General features: G+C 64.3%; 16 protein-coding genes. 15 read left to right on the forward strand and 1 reads right to left on the reverse strand.

All coding sequences use genetic code 11. The features are described 5' to 3' along the window. The first annotated feature begins 60 nt into the window (after positions 1-60). Positions 61-1,098 (forward strand): sterol desaturase family protein, encoded by a 1,038-nt coding sequence (locus tag LG047_RS17545; RefSeq protein WP_227968002.1) that lies wholly within the window; start codon positions 61-63, stop codon positions 1,096-1,098. Between the two features lie 410 nt (positions 1,099-1,508). Here LG047_RS17545 and LG047_RS17550 read toward each other — a convergent pair whose 3' ends face one another. Next, positions 1,509-1,703, reverse strand: coding sequence for a hypothetical protein (locus LG047_RS17550; RefSeq protein ID WP_036280272.1), 195 nt, complete (start codon positions 1,701-1,703; stop codon positions 1,509-1,511). A 460-nt stretch (positions 1,704-2,163) separates the two neighbouring features. On the opposite strand from LG047_RS17550, the gene LG047_RS17555 reads away from it, so the two are divergent. From LG047_RS17555 to LG047_RS17620, 14 genes are all read left to right on the forward strand, one after another. Further along, positions 2,164-3,180, forward strand: a complete 1,017-nt coding sequence (locus LG047_RS17555; RefSeq protein WP_036280275.1) for a 30S ribosomal protein S2 — start codon at positions 2,164-2,166, stop codon at positions 3,178-3,180. 147 nt (positions 3,181-3,327) lie between these two features. Then, positions 3,328-4,254, forward strand: a complete 927-nt coding sequence (tsf, locus tag LG047_RS17560; RefSeq protein WP_036280278.1) for a translation elongation factor Ts — start codon at positions 3,328-3,330, stop codon at positions 4,252-4,254. Positions 4,255-4,423: 169 nt separating this feature from the next. Next, a complete protein-coding gene (gene pyrH, locus LG047_RS17565; protein ID WP_227968003.1) occupies positions 4,424-5,152 on the forward strand; it encodes a UMP kinase in 729 nt (242 codons plus the stop codon). Between the two features lie 182 nt (positions 5,153-5,334). Next, the gene (gene frr, locus LG047_RS17570) at positions 5,335-5,895 is read left to right on the forward strand and encodes a ribosome recycling factor (RefSeq protein WP_036286581.1); all 561 of its coding nucleotides are present in this window, start codon (positions 5,335-5,337) and stop codon (positions 5,893-5,895) included. Positions 5,896-5,950: 55 nt separating this feature from the next. Then, positions 5,951-6,727 (forward strand): isoprenyl transferase, encoded by a 777-nt coding sequence (locus tag LG047_RS17575; protein WP_227968004.1) that lies wholly within the window; start codon positions 5,951-5,953, stop codon positions 6,725-6,727. Beyond that, a complete protein-coding gene (locus tag LG047_RS17580) occupies positions 6,724-7,578 on the forward strand; it encodes a CDP-archaeol synthase (protein ID WP_036280285.1) in 855 nt (284 codons plus the stop codon). Before LG047_RS17575 ends, LG047_RS17580 begins: the two co-directional genes overlap by 4 nt. An 11-nt stretch (positions 7,579-7,589) precedes the next feature. Then, a complete protein-coding gene (gene dxr, locus LG047_RS17585; RefSeq protein WP_227968005.1) occupies positions 7,590-8,819 on the forward strand; it encodes a 1-deoxy-D-xylulose-5-phosphate reductoisomerase in 1,230 nt (409 codons plus the stop codon). 78 nt (positions 8,820-8,897) lie between these two features. After that, on the forward strand, positions 8,898-10,037 hold the full coding sequence (gene rseP / locus LG047_RS17590) for an RIP metalloprotease RseP (RefSeq protein ID WP_192815613.1): 1,140 nt from the start codon (positions 8,898-8,900) through the stop codon (positions 10,035-10,037). Between the two features lie 299 nt (positions 10,038-10,336). Beyond that, positions 10,337-12,829 carry an outer membrane protein assembly factor BamA gene (bamA, locus tag LG047_RS17595; RefSeq protein ID WP_227968006.1) on the forward strand — a complete coding sequence of 831 codons (2,493 nt, stop codon included), beginning with the start codon at positions 10,337-10,339 and terminating at the stop codon, positions 12,827-12,829. Positions 12,830-12,962: 133 nt separating this feature from the next. Then, entirely contained in the window at positions 12,963-14,012 is a 1,050-nt protein-coding gene (gene lpxD, locus LG047_RS17600) for a UDP-3-O-(3-hydroxymyristoyl)glucosamine N-acyltransferase (RefSeq protein ID WP_227968007.1), read from the forward strand. A gap of 53 nt (positions 14,013-14,065) precedes the next feature. Next, positions 14,066-14,530: a 3-hydroxyacyl-ACP dehydratase FabZ gene (gene fabZ, locus LG047_RS17605; protein WP_227968008.1), complete on the forward strand. Its 465-nt coding sequence runs from the start codon at positions 14,066-14,068 to the stop codon at positions 14,528-14,530. Between the two features lie 23 nt (positions 14,531-14,553). Beyond that, positions 14,554-15,357 carry an acyl-ACP--UDP-N-acetylglucosamine O-acyltransferase gene (gene lpxA, locus LG047_RS17610; RefSeq protein WP_227968009.1) on the forward strand — a complete coding sequence of 268 codons (804 nt, stop codon included), beginning with the start codon at positions 14,554-14,556 and terminating at the stop codon, positions 15,355-15,357. Next, on the forward strand, positions 15,354-16,541 hold the full coding sequence (gene lpxB / locus LG047_RS17615) for a lipid-A-disaccharide synthase (RefSeq protein ID WP_227968010.1): 1,188 nt from the start codon (positions 15,354-15,356) through the stop codon (positions 16,539-16,541). The genes lpxA and lpxB overlap by 4 nt, the downstream gene beginning before the upstream one ends. Positions 16,542-16,676: 135 nt before the next feature. After that, complete coding sequence (locus LG047_RS17620; RefSeq protein ID WP_227968011.1) at positions 16,677-18,137, forward strand: amino acid permease; 1,461 nt, start codon at positions 16,677-16,679, stop codon at positions 18,135-18,137. Position 18,138 lies beyond the last annotated feature (1 nt).

The following is an 18,138-nucleotide window of genomic DNA, read 5'->3' on the forward strand; positions in this document are numbered from 1 at the left end:
ATTTTCAGGCGGCGAGGTTCCGGCCGACCTCTCGAAAACCATCCGGACAAGAAGCTTTCGATGGACCTGTACACCGCGATCCGCTTTTCCCTGACGAGAATATCGAACGAACTGTTTTCATTTGGCTCGATTTTTTCAATCTATTCGCTGGCAACGACATTCGGCCTGGCGGTTTTCGTATTGGCTTATCGCCAGAAAAGCCGTCGAGGGCGCGCCAATTTGCGAGCCATCGCCCGCGCCATTTTCACAAAGAAAATCTTGGTGCATGAATCCTTTGCAGCCGACGTGAAACTCTTCGTGCTGAGCGTCGTTTTCATGCCGGTAATCGTGGTTTCCCTCGTGGTTTCCGCAAATACTGTCGCAATCGCCGTCAAATCCATGCTCACAGGCGCCTTTGGCGCGATGGGGTCCACCGATTGCTGTGATCTCTCTATAAAACTGGTCTCCACAGTCGTTCTGTTTCTGGCGTATGAGATAGGATATTGGGTTGACCACTACCTCAAACACAGGGTCTCGTTTTTGTGGGAACTCCATAAGGTGCATCACACGGCTGAGGTTCTTACGCCACTGACGAACTTCAGAAATCACCCTGTCGACAATATATTTTTCGGGTACATGCTCTCAATGTTCATCGGCAGCGCCTCCGGACTGCTGGCGTGGCTGTTCGGTCGAAATACGGAAGCGTTCACGGTTGACGGCAAAAACATAATTTTCATCTTTTTTCTCTGGACAATCGGGCATCTGCAGCATTCGCAGTTCTGGATCCCGTTCCGGGGCGTTTGGGGGCGGATCATCCTGAGCCCCGCGCATCATCAGATCCATCATTCGAACGATCCCCGGCATTTCAATCGCAACCTCGGCAGCGTTCTCGCCGTCTGGGACTGGATGTTCGGCACGCTCGAAATTCCATCAACGAAGAACCCGCGCCTCGTATATGGCGTCAACGAAGAAGGCCAGCGCCCACACTCCTCGACAGGAATGTTGTTGACGCCGATTGTCATGGCGGCGAGCGCGCTGTGGCATGAGGTTGTCTCAATCCGAAAATCCTTCCCCAATGGTGCGTTTGCATTGTGGGCAAAAAGAAATCGGATTTCGTGACGGAAATTGCCTGCGTTCTGTTTTTTGCAGGTTGCGAGTGTTTTCGCCGCCATTTCACGAAAAAGGGGCCTTGTCCCGGCGCCTGACAAGCCCGGCCGCCCCTGACCGCAAGCTGGTTTCGTGCGGCGTATTTTTCGTCGAGCCCTGAACCGCCACGCAGATTAAAGGGACGCTCAATCTCTGCAGAAAGTTGTGTTGGAGAACGCTTCGCCCGAAAACCGGGTATGCTTCCACACGCTTACGCCTGTGAAAACCTCTTGAAAAAAGCGCCGCCAAAAAGGCGGAAGCCGACGCTCGAACTAGTCGAGAACGTCGGCTCCAAACCGATCTACGCCGTGAACGACGCAGATCACCCATCTATCAGACAAGGCCGGGAGCCTGAACTCCCGGCAAGTCCGTAGGCAGGGGTATTACTGGATCATGCGGGCGGTCGAACCGACGCCGGCGGAGCCGAGCGCTTCACGGTTGTTGCCGGTGCCGTTCGTGCCCTCGGGGGAGATCCAGTCCGGAACCCAAGTAAGAGCGACGATGACGAAACCCAAGAAGGCGGCGACCCAGATGAGGGTCTTGCCGATTTCAGCTCCGCTGTGAACGTTAACGGCCATGTGTTTTCCCCCTGTTGTTTTTTGTAACCAGTATTACTGCCGCATCAAAGGTAGCCTAGCTCGATTCAAAACCGTTGGCAATGCACGTCTTTCACGAATTTCAAACTCTTCAAAAATGGGGTTTATTATTATAAATCAGATATTTGATGTGCGACAACACGTCGCGGGCGATTTGATTTTTGCAGTGCAAAAATCCGTGTCTCGCGCATTTCGCGGTCAGCCACGCGCTGCAAAAAAATCGTTCTGGCGACGACCGCAGGGCGCAAGCGGCATGCGTCCACGTCCAGTCGAGTTGCAGCTGCGCGCAGGAGCCTATTGCCCCGGGCGGGCGGTTCCCCTATAAGCGCGCGCATTCCACAGGCGAAGGTATTACGGCGTCTGATTCAAGGCGTCGTTTCCGGTGGCCGGTCTCCGGCCTCTAAATCCTTGCTTTCGCCGAGGCTCAACCGGAGAAAAAACTATGGCGCTTCCCGACTTCACCATGCGCGGCCTTCTCGAGGCCGGCGCCCACTTCGGCCATCAGGCGCATCGCTGGAACCCGAAGATGGCTCCCTATATCTTCGGCGCTCGTAACAACATCCACATCATCGACCTCGCGCAGACGGTTCCGCTGCTGCATCAGGCGTTGAAGACCGTTTCCGACACGGTGGCCAAGGGCGGCCGCGTGCTCTTTGTCGGCACCAAGCGCCAGGCGCAGGACCAGATCGCCGACGCCGCCAAGCGCAGCGCGCAATATTACATCAACTCCCGTTGGCTGGGCGGCACGCTCACCAACTGGAAGACAATTTCGGGCTCGATCAACCGTCTCCGCAAGCTGGACGAAATGCTGTCGGCCGGCGCCTCGGGCGTGACCAAGAAAGAGCGCCTCCTGCTGACCCGCGAGCGCGACAAGCTCGAAAAGGCTCTCGGCGGCATCCGCGACATGGGCGGCACGCCGGACCTGATCTTCGTCATCGACACCAACAAGGAGCAACTCGCGATCAAGGAGGCGAATCGCCTCAAGATCCCGGTCGTGGCGGTGCTCGACACCAACTGTGATCCGGACGGCGTCACGCATCCGATCCCCGGCAACGACGACGCTGGCCGTGCGATTGCTCTCTACTGCGATCTCATCGCCAGGGCGGCGATCGACGGCATCTCCCGCAGCCAGGGCTCGCTCGGCGTGGACCTCGGCGCGGCCGAGGAGCCGGTGGCGGAGGCTGCGGTCGCGGCGAGCGACGCCGGCGAAGCCTATGTTTCCGCCGAGGTGTTCGAGCTCCTTGCCGCCCCGCGCGGCGCCCCCGACGATCTGGCCAAGCTGAACGGCGTCGGCCCGCAGCTCGTCAAGAAGCTCAATGACGCCGGCATCTTCCATTACTGGCAGCTCGCCGCGATGACGCCGGCCGATGTCGAGAAGGTCGACGCCGATCTCAAGCTCAATGGCCGCATCGCCCGTGACGGCTGGATCGATCAGGCGCGCACGCTTCTGTCCGCCTGACGCGTTCGTTCGTCACCCTCAGTCTTCAAGCTATCGGGCGCCGGCTCCACCAGAGCCGGCGCCCGACGCAATATCGCCCCAGGCCGGCAAGCCGCGTGTTTGCGCGGCTGCGAAACGGCCCGACCTCGAAAAGAAGGAATTTCGACCATGGCAACGATTACCGCCGCCCTCGTGAAGGAACTGCGCGAAAGCACCGGCGCCGGCATGATGGACTGCAAGGCCGCGCTGACCGCGACCGACGGCGAGTTCGAGGCGGCGGTCGACTGGCTGCGCAAGAAGGGCCTCTCCAAGGCCGCCAAGAAGGCTGACCGCGTCGCGGCCGAAGGCCTCGTCGCCGCGCTGACCGCCGGCGCCAGTGGCGTCGTCGTGGAGGTGAACTCCGAAACCGACTTTGTCTCGCGCAACGCGGACTTCCAGACGCTGGTGAAGAATATCGCCGAGGTGGCCCTGAAGACCGGCAAGACCGACGCCGCGGAGCTCGGCGCGCAGGCCTACCCGGGCGGCGGCACGGTCGCCGAGAACATCACCAGCGCCATCGCGACCATCGGCGAGAACCTCACGCTGCGCCGCGCCGCCTCGCTCGCCGTGGCCGACGGGGTTGTCGGCCGCTACGTGCATGGCCAGGTCGTCGACGGCCAGGGCAAGATCGCCGTCATCGTCGCGCTGGAGTCGAAGGGCGACAAGGAAGTGCTCGCCACGCTGGCCCGCCAGCTCGCCATGCATGTCGCTTCGGCCAATCCGCAGGCCCTCGACGCCTCCGGCCTCGACCCGGCGATCGTCGAGCGCGAGAAGAAGCTGCTCGCCGAGAAGAACGCCGGCAAGCCGGCCAATGTGCTGGAGAAGATCATCGATTCGGGCATCAAGACCTTCGCCAAGGAAGTCTGCATGCTCGATCAGGTTTCGAACCACCCCGACCATAACGGCAAGACCGTCGCGCAGGCGGTGAAGGAGCTCGAGGGCAAGGCCGGCGCGCCGATCGCCATCAAGGGGTTCCTGCGTTATGCGCTGGGCGAAGGCATCGAGAAGCAGACCAGCGACTTCGCCGCGGAAGTGGCGGCGGCCGCGAAGGGCTGATTCCCCTTCGATTTCGAGATCGAGGCCCGGGCTGCGTGAGCGGCCCGGGTTTTTTGATGCGTCCTTGCGGGAGGGCCGTTCATGCGGATCGTGACGCCGGTCACTTGCGGGCGCGGCGCGCCGTTCGTATGAAGGAAGCGCCCCGTTCCAGCCAGCGAGACCAAGAGACATGCGCGATCACGTCCCGACGCGAAGCTTCAGACGCGTGGTCGTCAAATTGTCCGGCGAAGCGCTGCAGGGGCAGGCGGCTCACGGGCTCGACGCGCCGACGCTGGCGCGCGTGGCGAGCGATCTCGCCTCCGCCGCCGAAAATGGCTATCAAATCGCGGTCGTCGTCGGCGGGGGGAATTTCTTCCGGGGCATTAAAGGCGCTGACAGCGGCATCGAACGAGCCCGCGCCGATTCGATCGGGATGCTGGCCACCGTCATGAACGGCCTGGCGCTGGAGCAGGCGATAGAGATGCAGGGGCGCCAGGCGCGCTGCCTCTCCGCCGTGCCCATGCCCGCCGTTTGCGAGTCCTTCTCGCGCCGGGCCGCTCTCCATCATCTCGACAAGGGCCGCGTCGTCATCGCCGCAGGCGGCACCGGCAATCCGTTCTTCACCACGGATACGGGCGCTGTGCTGCGCGCGGCCGAACTCTCCGCCGACGCCGTGCTGAAGGCGACCCAGGTAGACGGCGTCTACACCGCCGACCCGAAGCGCGATCCGAGCGCGACGCGCTACGAAAGGCTCACCCATGACGAGGCGATCGCCCAAAATCTCGCGGTGATGGACACCGCCGCTTTCGCGCTCGCGCGCGAGAACAAGATCCCGATCATCGTATTTTCGATCGGCGACCCCGGCGCCATAGCCTCGGTGCTCGCCGGCGGCGGGCGCTCGACGCTGGTCGCGCCGTAAATCTCGACTTTCCGCGCGCGGCGGAAAAAAACATGCAATAAGGGGCTCCCCGGCCAGGCGGACGGCTGGCGCGCGTCATTGTCCAGCGGGGCGCGTTGCGGGAAAATCGCCGTTTGGCGGGATTAACACGACGGCGGGCCGTTCTTGACGCCGCCGGCGACCAAAGACAGGTTGTGGAGATCATGACGGAGAAATTCGATCTCGCGGATTTGAAGCGCCGGATGCAGGGCGCGATCGCGACGCTCAAGCACGAGTTCGGCGGCCTGCGCACGGGCCGCGCTTCTGCGAGCCTGCTCGAGCCGGTGCATGTCGACGCATATGGCCAGCATTCGCCGCTCAATCAGGTCGCGACGATCAGCGTCCCGGAGCCGCGGATGCTCTCCGTGCAGGTGTGGGACAAGGCGCTGGTGATCGCCGTCGACAAGGCGATTCGCGAGGCCAATCTCGGCCTGCAGCCGACCGTCGAAGGGCAGATGCTGCGCATCCGCATGCCCGAACTGAACGAGCAGCGCCGCAAGGAGCTCGTGAAAGTGGCCCACAAATATGCCGAGGACGCGCGCGTCGCCGTGCGCCACGTGCGCCGCGACGGGCTCGACATCCTCAAGAAATTGCTGAAGGATCACGCCATCCCCGAGGATGACGAGAAAAGGCACGAAACCGAGGTCCAGAAGGCGACCGACGAGGCGGTGAAGGAGATCGACGCCGCGCTGGCCGCCAAGGAAAAGGAAATCATGCAAGTCTGAAGCGTGGCAATACGCCATCCTTTGCTAAGATCGGACGGCGATTCGGAACGCAACGATGGCGGAAAGTGATTTTTTGGAGATGGCGACGACCGCCCCGGAAATCGGGGCGGCGCCTCGGCATGTCGCTCTCATCATGGACGGTAACGGCCGCTGGGCGGCGGCGCGCGGCCTGCCGCGCTTCGAGGGTCACCGCCGCGGCGTCGAGGCGTTGCGCCGCGCCGTGCGCGCGGCGATCGACCTCAAGATCTCCTATCTCACCGTCTATTCCTTCTCGGCCGAGAACTGGGCGCGTCCCCGAGAAGAGGTGCAGAGCCTGCTTGGCCTGCTGCACCGCTTCATCCGCAACGATCTCGCCGAACTCCATGGCAATAATGTCCGCGTGCGCGTCATCGGCGCGCGGGCCGACCTCGCTCCGGAGATCGCCGACCTGCTGCGCGAGGCGGAGCAGGTGACGCAGGCCAACACCGGCCTTACGCTCGTCGTCGCCTTCAATTACGGCGCGCGGCAGGAGATCGCGGCGGCGGCGCGCGCTCTGGCGGAAATGGTGGCCGAAGGTCGGCTCGACCCTGAAAAGATCGACGCCGACGCGATTGCGGCCCGTCTCGACACGGCGGACATTCCCGACCCGGACCTCATCATCCGCACCTCGGGTGAGCAGCGCCTGTCGAACTTTCTTCTGTGGCAGGCGGCGTACGCGGAGTTCGTGTTCCTGCCGATCCTCTGGCCGGATTTCGACCACGCAGCGCTTGTCGCCGCTATTGCCGAATACAAGCATCGCGACCGGCGCTTCGGCCGCGTCCAACCCGCGCGCAGCGCGACGACCGCGTCATGACGCCCCCCTCGAGCAGCGCGCCTGCGCCGCGCGGCGGCTTCGCCGACCTCGGACCGCGCGTCGCGTCGGCCGTGGTGCTGGTGGCCGCGGCGGCCTTCACCCTGTATGCCGGCGGCGATGTTTTCGCCCTGTTCTGGCTGGCCGCCGCTCTGGCGATCAACTGGGAATGGCAGGGACTGATCGGCGGCGAACGGCGTCTGGCGCGGGTCGTGGCGGGCGGCGCGGCCGCCGCGGCCGCGGCCGCGTTCGGGCGCGTTGGAATGGCGGGCGTAGCCGCCGCCGAGATCGCGCTCTTCGCGCTTGTCGCCGCCATTCTGGCAGGGCCGGAGCGGCGCGTCTGGGCCGGGGCAGGGGTGGTCTACGCCGGGGCGCTGGCTTTTTCCGTCTGTCTCCTCCGCGAGTCGCCCGACTTCGGGCTGCTTTCCATCGCTTTCCTTTTCGCGGTGGTGTGGGGCACCGATATTTTCGCCTATTTTGGCGGGCGGCTGATCGGCGGGCCGAAGCTCTGGCCGCGCGTATCAGCCGGCAAGACCTGGTCGGGCACGATAACGGGCGTGCTGAGCGGCGCGGCGCTCGGCCTCGCCACGGCCTATTTCGTCGGCGGTCCGGCGCTCGCGAGCGTCCAGACCTTCCTTGTCGGCCTCGTCGCGGCCGCCGTTTCGCAGATCGGCGACCTTTTCGAATCCTCGGTCAAGCGCCGCTTCGGGGTGAAGGACTCGAGCCAGCTCATCCCTGGCCATGGCGGGGTGATGGACCGGCTCGACGGATTCATTTTCGCCAGCGTCTTCGCGGCCGCTCTCGGCTTGTTGCGGGGCGACCCGTCGGCGGCCGCCGGCCTGTTCTTCTGGTAAGCGAGTAAAAGATGGCTTTGGGCAACGGACATTCCGACATGAGCGCGCGCGCGCCGCGCCGCATCGTTCTCCTCGGCGCTACCGGCTCGATCGGACGCTCGACGGTCGACCTTCTCGAACGTGATCCCGAAGGCTTTTCGGTCGTGGCGGTCGCCGGCGGCGCCAACGCCGCCGAACTCGCCCGCGTCGCTCGCGTGACGAAGGCCGAATTCGCCGCGATCCGCGACGAAAGCGCCTATGCGGAGCTCAAGGAGGCGCTGTCCGACACCAATACGCAGGTCGCAGCCGGCCGCGAGGCGGTGATAGAGGCGGCGGTGCGCGAATGCGATCTGGTCGTTTCGGCGATCGTCGGGGCGGCGGGGGTCGAGCCGACATATGCGGCGCTTTCCGCAGGCCGCGACGTTGCGCTCGCCAACAAGGAATGTCTCGTCTGCGCCGGCGTTCCCTTCATGCGCATGGCGAAAAAGATGAAGGTCCGGCTGCTGCCGGTCGACAGCGAGCACAACGCCATTTTCCAGGCGCTGGGCGGGGAGGATCCCGCGCGCATCGAGCGCATGATCGTCACGGCGTCCGGCGGTCCCTTCCGGACCTGGAGCAGGGAGCGCATCGCCGCCGCGTCGGTGGAGGAGGCGCTCAACCACCCCAACTGGGCGATGGGGCCGAAAGTTACGATCGACTCGGCGGGCCTGATGAACAAGGGACTCGAGCTTATCGAGGCGCATCACCTTTTCGACGTTCCGGCTGAGAAGCTCGAGGTTGTCGTGCACCCTCAGTCGATCGTCCACGGCCTCGTGGCCTTCACCGACGGCTCGGTGACGGCTGGCATGGCCCCGCCGGACATGCGCGTGCCGATCGCTCATTGTCTCGGTTATCCCGATCGCCTGACCACGCCCGCGCCGCGGCTCGATTTCGCGAAGATCGCCGCGCTCACCTTCGAAGCCCCTGATTTTGAACGTTTTCCGGCCCTGCGCCTGGCGCTCGACGCCCTCGCCAATGGCGGCGGCCTGCCCACCGTGCTCAACGCAGCCAATGAGATTGCGGTCGAGGCCTTCCTCGACCGGCGCATCCCCTTCGCAGGAATCGCCGGGCATGTCGCGGGAGCCTGCGAGGCGGCGCTGCGCGACGGCACGGCCCGCGAGCCGGCAAGTGTGGAAGATGCGCTCGCCATTGACCATATTGTCAGAGAAAGGTCGCGGACGGTCTTGGCCGTGGCCGCGGCTTCAGGCATGTTAACGCTTTAGTAACCAATCCACGCCGAGCGCCGGCGAGGGTTTGGCCCAAGCGAGAGCGTTCGGAGGCGAGACGTGCTGGACCTGTTGATGACTTTCGTGACCTACGTCGTCCCCTTCGTCCTCGTGCTCAGCGTGGTCGTCTTCATTCATGAATACGGCCATTTCATCGTCGGGCGCTGGTGCGGCGTGCAGGTCGACGCCTTTTCGATCGGCTTCGGGCCGGAGCTCTGGTCGCGCGTCGACCGTCTCGGCACGCGGTGGCGGATCGCGGCCATACCGCTCGGCGGTTATGTGAAATTCCACGGCGACGCCAATGGCGCCAGCGTGCCGGACCCGGAAGCCGTGAACGCCATGCCTGCGGCCGAGAGGGCGGTGACCTTCGCCGCACAGCCGGTCTGGAAGCGTTCGGCAATCGTCTTCGCTGGCCCGTTCGCGAATTTCCTGCTGGCGATCGCGATTTTCGCGGCGTTGTTCGGGTTTTATGGCCGTACGGTGCTCGCGCCGCGCGTCGGCTCCGTCGTCGCCGGCGGGGCGGGGCAGGCGGCAGGCTTCCAGCCGGGCGACCTGGTCGTGTCGATTGACGGGACGCCGATCGACAGTTTTGGCAAGATGCAGGAGATCGTCTCCGTCTCCGCCGACAGGAAGCTGATTTTCGTTATTCGCCGCAACGGCGCGGAGCTGACGTTCCCGGCGATCCCCGCCTGGCGTGAAATCGACAGCGCGGTGGGCAAGGTCCGCATCGGCATGCTTGGCCTGCAGGCCTCGACCGCGGCCGCCGACGTGCGCGAGGAGCGGTATGGGCCGCTCCAGTCGCTGGCGATGGCCGTCGACGAGACCTGGCAGGTCGTGCATCGCACAGGCGTCTATGTCGGCGGGCTGATCACGGGGCGCGAGAGCGCCGACCAGTTGTCCGGCCCGATCGGCATAGCGCAGATGTCGGGTCAGATGGCGAAGGCGGCCACCAAGGTCGGCATTGCGCCGTTCATGAACCTCATCGCGATCCTCTCTGTCTCGATAGGCCTGCTCAATCTGATGCCAGTGCCACTGCTGGACGGAGGGCATCTGCTGTTCTTCGGCATCGAGGCGGTGCGCGGCAGGGCGCTGAACGAGCGCGCGCAGGAGTTCGCCTTCCGGGTCGGCCTCGCGATGGTCGGCGCATTGATGATCTTCTCGACCTATAATGACATCGCTCGCCTCATCCACAGACTGGCGGGCGGCGCATCATAACCGTCTTTCCGCCACTTTTCGACGCAAATACTGTCTGGCCGCGCCTTTCGGGGCGCGGCTTTTCTGCGTTTTCGACGCACGAAAGATCGGTTGTTAACCAGGTGCTGACCATGAATCGTGGCTTTGGCGTCACGCCTTCGACAAATTGCTAAAACACCATTTATTCTGGATTTGCAGGGTTGGTTAAACCCTGTAGAAGATTCGACGGACCAGTAGGAGCGCGGCTCGCCAGCGCGCCAAAACAGTGGAACATCGCGCCGCGCCATGGGCGGCGGTCGTTGCGACGAGGACCGGCTTTTATGCAATCCATCAGCGGCATTTGGAAATCTTCGTCACTTTTGATCGCGGCGTTCGCGGTCCTGCTCGCCTGCGCCGCTCCCGCCGCCGCGGCGCCGGAAATAATCGTGCAGGGCAATACGCGCGCCGACGCTGAAATGATTCGTTCTTACTTTACCGGAACAAGCCCCGCCGAGATCGATCAGGGCCTCGAGGCGCTGCGGGCGAGCGGGCGTTTTTCGAGCGTTTCCGCTAGCCGCCAGGGCGGCAAGGTCGTGGTGCGCGTTTCCGAAGGCAATATGATCAACCGCGTCGCTCTCGAGGGCAACAGCAAGGTCAAGACCGAGAATCTTCTGCCTGAGTTGCGCACGCGCGCCCGCACCGCGTTCAGCCCCGCGACCGCGGAGTCGGACGTTGCGCGTCTGACGGAAATCTACCGCCGCTCGGGTCGCGCGGCCGCGAAAGTCTCCTATCGCACTGTCGATCTGCCGAATGGCCGCATCGATGTCGTCTTCACCATCGTCGAGGGCGACAAGACCGGCGTCAAGGAGATCAAGTTCGTCGGCAACAACGTCTACTCCACGCGCCGGCTCGTCGGCATGATGGAGACGACAGAAATGAATTTCCTGTCGTTCCTGAAGTCCAGCGACGTCTATGATCCCGATCGCATCGCGTCGGATCTCGAACTCGTCCGCCGCTTCTATCTCAAGAACGGCTATGCCGACTTCCGCGTGGTGAGCTCCGACGCGCAGTTTGATCCCGCGCAGGGCGGCTACATCATCACCATCGTTGTCGAGGAAGGCCCGCAATATCGCGTGTCGTCGGTCGATGTCGAATCGCATCTGCCCGACGTGGACGCCGCCTCGCTGAACGACGTGCTCCGCATCTCCGCCGGCGACGTCTACAATGGCGACGCAGTCGAGAAGTCGGTCGAGGCGCTGACCCGCGAAATCGCCAAGAAGGGGTACGCCTTCACTCAGGCGCGTCCGCGCGGCGAGCGCAATCCGGCCGCCCAGACCGTCGCGATCCGCTTCGTTCTCGACGAGGGTCCGCGCGTCTACATCGAGCGCATCAACATCCGCGGCAACACCCGCACGCGCGACTATGTCATTCGCCGCGAATTCGAGATCGGCGAGGGCGACGCCTATAATCGCGTGCTGATCGACCGCGCCGAGCGCCGCCTCAACGGCCTCGGCTACTTCAAGAAGGTCAAGATCACCAATGAGCCGGGCTCGTCGCCCGACCGCGTGATCGTGAATGTCGACGTGGAAGATCAGCCGACGGGCAACTTCGGCGTCTCCGGCGGCTATTCGACGACTCAGGGCTTCATCGCCGAAGTGTCGGTCTCCGAAAGCAACTTCATGGGCCGCGGCCAGGCCGTGCGCATGTCCGTGCAGGCGGGTCAGCTGTCGCGCGGCGTGACCTTCAGCTTCACCGAGCCTTACTTCCTTGACCAGCGCATCGCGGCGGGTTTCGACGTCTTCGCCAAGCGCATGGACGCCTACAACTACTCGATCTACAGCTCGACCTCGGTCGGCGGCACGATCCGCTTCGGCGTTCCGATCACGGACGAGCTGACCTTCTCGCCCCATTATTCGATCTATCAGACGACGATCTCGATCCCGAATAACTGGAGCCGTCCCTATAACGACTGTTGGTCGCCGGTCCCGGGTCTGACGCCTGGCTTCTCGCCCTTCTTCCCGGAGCCGAGCCTCTTCATCAACTGTCAGACGAACGGAGAAGCGTCGCTGGCGATCAAGGAATCGCAGGGCACGCTGCTGACGTCGCTGGTCGGCTATTCGCTGACCTTCGACAATGTCGACAACTTCAAGAACCCGCACAACGGCTGGCATGCGACCCTGTCGCAGGACGTGGCCGGTGTCGGCGGCGATTCGCGTTACCTGCGCACCACCGGCGACATCCGCTACTTCCACGAGATCCCCTATCTCGACGATGTTGTCGGCATTGCCCGCGTCCAGGGCGGCGACCTCTCGACCTTCGGCGGATATACGCCGCGCATTCAGGACAACTTCAACCTCGGCCCGAGCCTCGTTCGCGGCTTCGCGCCGGGCGGCATTGGTCCGCGCGACTCGAATATCTTCACCAGCTTCAACAATAACCGGGGCAACTCCCTCGGCGGCTCCGATTACTTCGGCGGGTCGCTCGAAGTGCAGTTCCCGCTGTGGGGCCTGCCGAAGGATCTTGGTCTGAGAGGCGCGCTGTTCGCCGACGCTGGCACGCTCTGGAACTTCCAGGGGCGCACCAACTACAGCAACAATCTGCCGACCATTCCGGGCGTCACCTGCCTTGCGCCTTATTCGGCGCAGGCCGCCTTCGGCGTCGGAACCTGTGTGATCCCCGTATCCGACTCGATGAAGCTTCGTTCGTCGGTCGGCGCGTCGCTGTTGTGGAATTCTCCGATGGGCCCGATCCGCTTCGACTATGCGGTCGTGACGTCGAAGGTCTATGGCGACATCACGCAGAACTTCCGCTTCACTGGCGGCACGAACTTCTGATGCTCAGCAAAGCTCGTCGGGCCAAAAGCGCCCGGCGAGCGGTTTGCCTTGCGCAGCCGCCCGCCGGCGCATGCGCCAATCTTATCTCCGCGCCTGCGATTGCCTCCGGCGCCGCCCCAAAAGAGCGGCGCGCATGAGCGCCGTCGCCTTCTTCCAATTGTCCCGTCCGTTCACGCTCGCCGAAATTGCCGAAGCGACGGAGGCGGAAATCCGCAACGCCGACCAGTCGCCCGCATCGGCGGTCGTCACAGGCGTGGCTCCGCTGGAGGCGGCTCGCGCCGGCGATCTGTGTTTCTTCGATTCGTCGCGCTACGCCGAGGCGCTTTCCTGCTGTCGCGCCACCGCCTGTTTTCTGCGTGAACGGCATCTTCCGCTTCTGCCTGAGGGCGTCATCGGCCTCGTTGTCGAGCAGCCATACCGGGCCATCACGCGCGCGATGGGGCTGCTCTTTCCGCAGGCGTTGCGTCCAGGCTCGCTGTTTGCCGCCAGCGGAGTGTCGCCCGGCGCCGTCGTTCATCCGGAGGCGCGGCTGGAGCCTGGCGTCACTGTCGATCCCGGCGCTTTCATCGGCCCGCGCGCGGAAATCGGCTCCGGCACGACTATCGGACCACATGCGGTCGTCGGGCCGCACGTCCGTATCGGCCGCGACTGTTCCATCGGGGCGCACGCCAGTCTCATTTGCGCGCTCGTCGGCAATCGCGTCATCATTCATCCCGGCGCGCGGCTCGGGCAGGACGGCTTCGGTTTTGCGCCGACGCAAAAAGGCTATCTAAAGACGCCGCAACTGGGGCGCGTCATCGTCCAGGACGACGTCGAAATCGGCGCCAACACAACGATCGACCGCGGCGCGACGCGCGACACGATCATCGGCGAGGGCACGAAGATCGATAATCTCGTGCAGATTGGCCACAATGTCGTGATCGGCCGTTTCTGCGCCATCGTCGCGCAGACGGGCATAGCGGGCTCCTGCGAGATCGGCGATTTTGTCGCGCTGGGCGGCCAATCCGCGATCGCCGGCCACTTGACGATCGGTGAGGGCGCCGCCATTGCGGCGAAATCCGGCGTCATGCGCGACGTCCCGCCCGGCGCGCGCTTTGGCGGCTCCCCCGCCCGGCCTTTGCGCCGGCATTTGCGCGCGGAAGCCATGCTCGACAAAATGGCGCGGCGGGACAGACCGATGTAATACAACCGGCAAGGGCGCGGCAGTCGCCCGCGGTTTCATCGGGGAGGAAAAATATGACTGAGACAGCCGCCGGCGCGACGCTGGAGAGCGCCGACATATTGCAGATCATGCGCTGTCTGCCGCACCGTTATCCGTTTCTGCTTGTCGATCGCATCGTCGACATTCGCGGCGACGAATCCTGCGTGGGCGTCAAGAACATCACCATCAATGAGCCGCAGTTCATGGGCCATTTCCCCGAGCGGCCGGTGATGCCGGGCGTGCTGCTCATCGAGGCGATGGCGCAGACGGCCGGCGTCATCGTCATGCGCGCGCAGGGCGAGATGGAGAAACCGAAGCTCGTCTATTTCATGACGATCGACAATGCGAAGTTCCGCAAGCCCGTGACGCCGGGCGACCGTGTCGAATTCCACATGACCAAGACGGCGCAGAAGCGAAACATCTGGTGGTATCAGGGCCGTGCGATGGTCGATGGCGTGCTTGTCGCCGAAGCGACCATCAGCGCCATGATGGGGGTCTGACGCGCGCAGCGCATCAGAGAAGAATGAGCGCGACGCTCCATCCCACCGCAATCGTCGAGGACGGCGCCCGCCTGCATGACGGCGTCGTCATCGGGCCTTTCTGTCATGTTGGCGCGAGCGTCGAGATCGGCGCCGGAGCCGTTCTCCAATCCCATGTCGTGATTTCGGGGCGCTCGCGCATCGGCGCGGGCGCGCGTATCTTTCCCTTCGTTTCGATCGGAACGCCGTCACAGGATCTCAAGGCCGCGCTGGCCGAGGGCGCGGTGACGATCGGCGATGACTGTGTTGTGCGCGAGGGCGTGACGATCAACGCCGGCGTTGGCGCAGGCACACTGGTCGGCGCGCGCTGCGTCTTCCTCGCCTATTCGCATGTCGCGCATGATTGCCGCCTCGGGGACGGCGTCGTGCTGTCGAACCAGACGTTGCTTGGCGGCCATGTCGAGATTGGCGACCATGCGATGATCGGCGGCGGCACGGCCGTGCACCAGAATGTGCGCGTCGGCGCGTATGTCTTCGTCGGCGGGCTGGCGGGCGTCGAGGGCGACGTGATTCCTTTCGGTCTCGCGGGCGGCAATCGCGCGCATCTCTTCGGCGTCAATCTGGTCGGCGTTCGACGGCGCGGTTTTTCGAATGAGCGCATCGCCCGTCTGCGTGAAGCCTATCGCCGGCTCTTTGCGAGAGACGATGCGCGGGCGCTCACCGAGCGCATCGACGAGGTCGCCGCAGCCTTCGCGGGCGACGCCGACGTTGCGCAGATCATCGATTTTCTGCGGGCTCCGTCTACGCGCCCGCTTTGCGCGCCACGCGCGCGCGGCGACGACGCGTGAAAGCTCCGCGCATTTTTCTGATCGCTGGCGAAGCCTCGGGCGACGCGCTCGGCGCGGCTTTGATGCGCGCGCTTCGCGTCGCGCGGCCTGACGCGAGTTTCATTGGCGTCGGCGGCGAGGCGATGGCGCGAGAGGGGCTCGTTTCCCTCTTTCCGCTTGCCGATATTGCTGTGATGGGGCTCGCGCCCGTGATTCGGCGCCTCCCCAAACTCATCGCGCGCATCAATGAAACGGCGCGCGCGGTCATAGCCGCGCAAGCGGATTGTCTCGTTCTCATCGACGCGCCTGATTTCACCCATCGCGTCGCGCGCAAGGTTCGCCGCGAGAGGCCACGCATGCCGATCGTCGATTACGTCAGCCCAACCGTCTGGGCCTGGCGCCCCGGCCGCGCGAAGGCGATGCGCGCCTATGTCGATTGCGTGCTGGCCCTGTTGCCTTTCGAGCCCGAGGCGCATGAACGGCTCGGCGGCCCGCGCTGCGTCTATGTCGGTCATCCGCTGGTCGAGCGGCTCGATGAACTGACGCGCTACGCTCCGCTTGAAGGAAGCGAAAGCGGGGAGCCGGGCGACGCCTCGCGGCGCGATCGGCCATTGCTCCTCGTCCTTCCGGGTTCGCGCGTTGCGGAAGTCCAGCGCATGACGCCGCTTTACGGCGAGACGCTCAAGCTTCTGATGCGCGAACGTCCCGATCTCGAAGTCGCCATTCCCGTGGCGCCGAATATGGAGAGGACGTTGCGCGACGCGCTACGCGACTGGCCGCTTGCACCCCGCCTGATCACGCAGCAGGAGAAATTCGCGGCCTTTCGCAATGCGCGCGCGGCGCTCGTCACCTCGGGCGTCGCGACGCTGGAGCTTGCGCTCGCCGGCGCGCCGATGGCCGTCGCTTACAAGGTCTCGCCAGCCGAGTCGCTGTTGCGTTTTCTGATCGAGGTAGATTCGATCGTGCTGCCCAATCTCGTCATCGGCGAAAACGCGATTCCGGAGTTTCTTCAGGAGGCGGCGACGCCGCCTGCGCTGGCCGACGCGATCGCGTCGCTGCTCGAAGACGGCGCCGCACGCGCGAGGCAGCTTTCGGCCTTTGCTCGGGTGCGCGAACGCCTCAGCGAGGCCGGCGACAACCCCAGCGCCCGCGCGGCGCAGATCGTGCTGCAATATGTCGACGGACGGGAGTCCGCCGCGGGTTGACCGCTTGCGTCGGCGCATAGCCGGACTAGACCTTTTCCGCTTGTATCTTTCGGCGCCGCAACCATAATCGGCGCGAGTTCACTCCCGTGGCGCGAAACGATAATTGCGCCGCGCATTTGCGAAAGGGCGACGGCCTTGTCCGAAGTCGCGCGAAAAAACTATCTGACGCGGAAATCGCTGGAAGCGATCATTGCGGAAAACGACGCAGAACGTGAGGGCGGCGGTCTCAAGCGCGCGCTTGGCTGGGGGTCGCTGATGGCGCTCGGCATCGGCGGCATCATCGGCGCCGGCATTTTCGTGCTCACCGGCACGGCGGCGGCGAAGTTCGCCGGCCCCGGCGTCACGGTCTCCTTCCTGCTGTCCGGCCTCGCCTGCGCCTTCGTGGCGCTGTGCTATGCGGAACTCGCCGCGCTCATTCCGGTGGCGGGAAGCACCTACACCTACACTTACGTGACGCTCGGCGAGATCTTCGCCTGGATCATCGGCTGGAATCTCGTGCTGGAATACGCCGCCGGCGCCGCGACCGTCGCGGTAGGATGGGCCGGCTATTTCAATCGCGTGCTGCAGGGCTTTGGCATAAATCTGCCGCCCGAGTTCACCACCGCCTATTTCGCCCATGCAAGCGCGCATGCGCCACCGGAGACCGTGCATGGCGTTTTCAACGTGCCGGCGGCGGCGATCATCTTCCTTCTGACGATGATACTCGTGCGCGGCACGACGGAGTCCTCGACCTTCAACAACATCATCGTCGCCATAAAGGTCACCGTCGTGCTGCTGGTGATCTTTTTTGGGGCGGCGCATGTCGATCTCGCCAACTGGACGCCGCTCGTGCCCGAGAACAAGGGCGAATTCGGCATATTCGGCTGGAGCGGCGTGGTGCGCGGCGCCTCCGTCGTCTTCTTCGCCTATATCGGGTTCGACGCCGTCTCGACGGCCGCGCAGGAGGCTCATACGCCTCAGCGCGACGTGCCGATCGGCATTCTCGGCTCGCTCGTCATCTGCACGGTTCTCTACGTCGCCGTCGCGGCCGTCGCGACGGGCGTCGTGAACTACAAGGAGCTCGGCGTTCCCGATCCGATTGCGCTGGCGATGGATCGCACCGGCCAGACCTGGATTTCATGGGTCGTGAAATTCGGTGCGCTCGCCGGTCTGACGACGGCGATCCTCGTGCTGCTCTTCGGACAGACGCGCGTCTTCTACGCCATGGCGCAGGACGGTCTGTTGCCGCCCGTCTTCGCGAAACTGCATGATCGCTTCCGCACGCCGGCGGTGAGCCAGATCATGATCGGCTTCTTCGTCGCGCTGGCCGCCGGTCTGTTGCCGATCGACATTCTCGACGAAATGGTCAGCATCGGCACGCTTGCGGCTTTCTGCCTCGTCTGCATGGCCGTCATTCATTTGCGCCGCGCGCATCCCGAAATGCATCGTCCCTTCCGCGCGCCGGGCATTCCGTTCATGCCGATCCTCGGCATCGGCTCCTGCCTCGCGCTGATGGTCGCCCTGCCTCTCGAAACCTGGTTGCGGCTGCTGATCTGGACCGGAATCGGTCTGGCGATCTACATGTTCTACGGCATCAGTCACGCGAAGCGGGGGTGAG

Source organism: Methylocystis sp. WRRC1, assembly GCF_020733155.1.
Taxonomy (GTDB): Bacteria; Pseudomonadota; Alphaproteobacteria; order Rhizobiales; family Beijerinckiaceae; genus Methylocystis.

Coding starts and splice junctions, on each gene's coding strand:
- LG047_RS17545 (WP_227968002.1), top strand. CDS start 61: ATGGACCTGTACACCGCGATCCGCTTTTCCCTGACGAGAATATCGAAC.
- LG047_RS17550 (WP_036280272.1), bottom strand. CDS start 1,703: ATGGCCGTTAACGTTCACAGCGGAGCTGAAATCGGCAAGACCCTCATC.
- LG047_RS17555 (WP_036280275.1), top strand. CDS start 2,164: ATGGCGCTTCCCGACTTCACCATGCGCGGCCTTCTCGAGGCCGGCGCC.
- tsf (WP_036280278.1), top strand. CDS start 3,328: ATGGCAACGATTACCGCCGCCCTCGTGAAGGAACTGCGCGAAAGCACC.
- pyrH (WP_227968003.1), top strand. CDS start 4,424: ATGCGCGATCACGTCCCGACGCGAAGCTTCAGACGCGTGGTCGTCAAA.
- frr (WP_036286581.1), top strand. CDS start 5,335: ATGACGGAGAAATTCGATCTCGCGGATTTGAAGCGCCGGATGCAGGGC.
- LG047_RS17575 (WP_227968004.1), top strand. CDS start 5,951: ATGGCGGAAAGTGATTTTTTGGAGATGGCGACGACCGCCCCGGAAATC.
- LG047_RS17580 (WP_036280285.1), top strand. CDS start 6,724: ATGACGCCCCCCTCGAGCAGCGCGCCTGCGCCGCGCGGCGGCTTCGCC.
- dxr (WP_227968005.1), top strand. CDS start 7,590: ATGGCTTTGGGCAACGGACATTCCGACATGAGCGCGCGCGCGCCGCGC.
- rseP (WP_192815613.1), top strand. CDS start 8,898: ATGACTTTCGTGACCTACGTCGTCCCCTTCGTCCTCGTGCTCAGCGTG.
- bamA (WP_227968006.1), top strand. CDS start 10,337: ATGCAATCCATCAGCGGCATTTGGAAATCTTCGTCACTTTTGATCGCG.
- lpxD (WP_227968007.1), top strand. CDS start 12,963: ATGAGCGCCGTCGCCTTCTTCCAATTGTCCCGTCCGTTCACGCTCGCC.
- fabZ (WP_227968008.1), top strand. CDS start 14,066: ATGACTGAGACAGCCGCCGGCGCGACGCTGGAGAGCGCCGACATATTG.
- lpxA (WP_227968009.1), top strand. CDS start 14,554: ATGAGCGCGACGCTCCATCCCACCGCAATCGTCGAGGACGGCGCCCGC.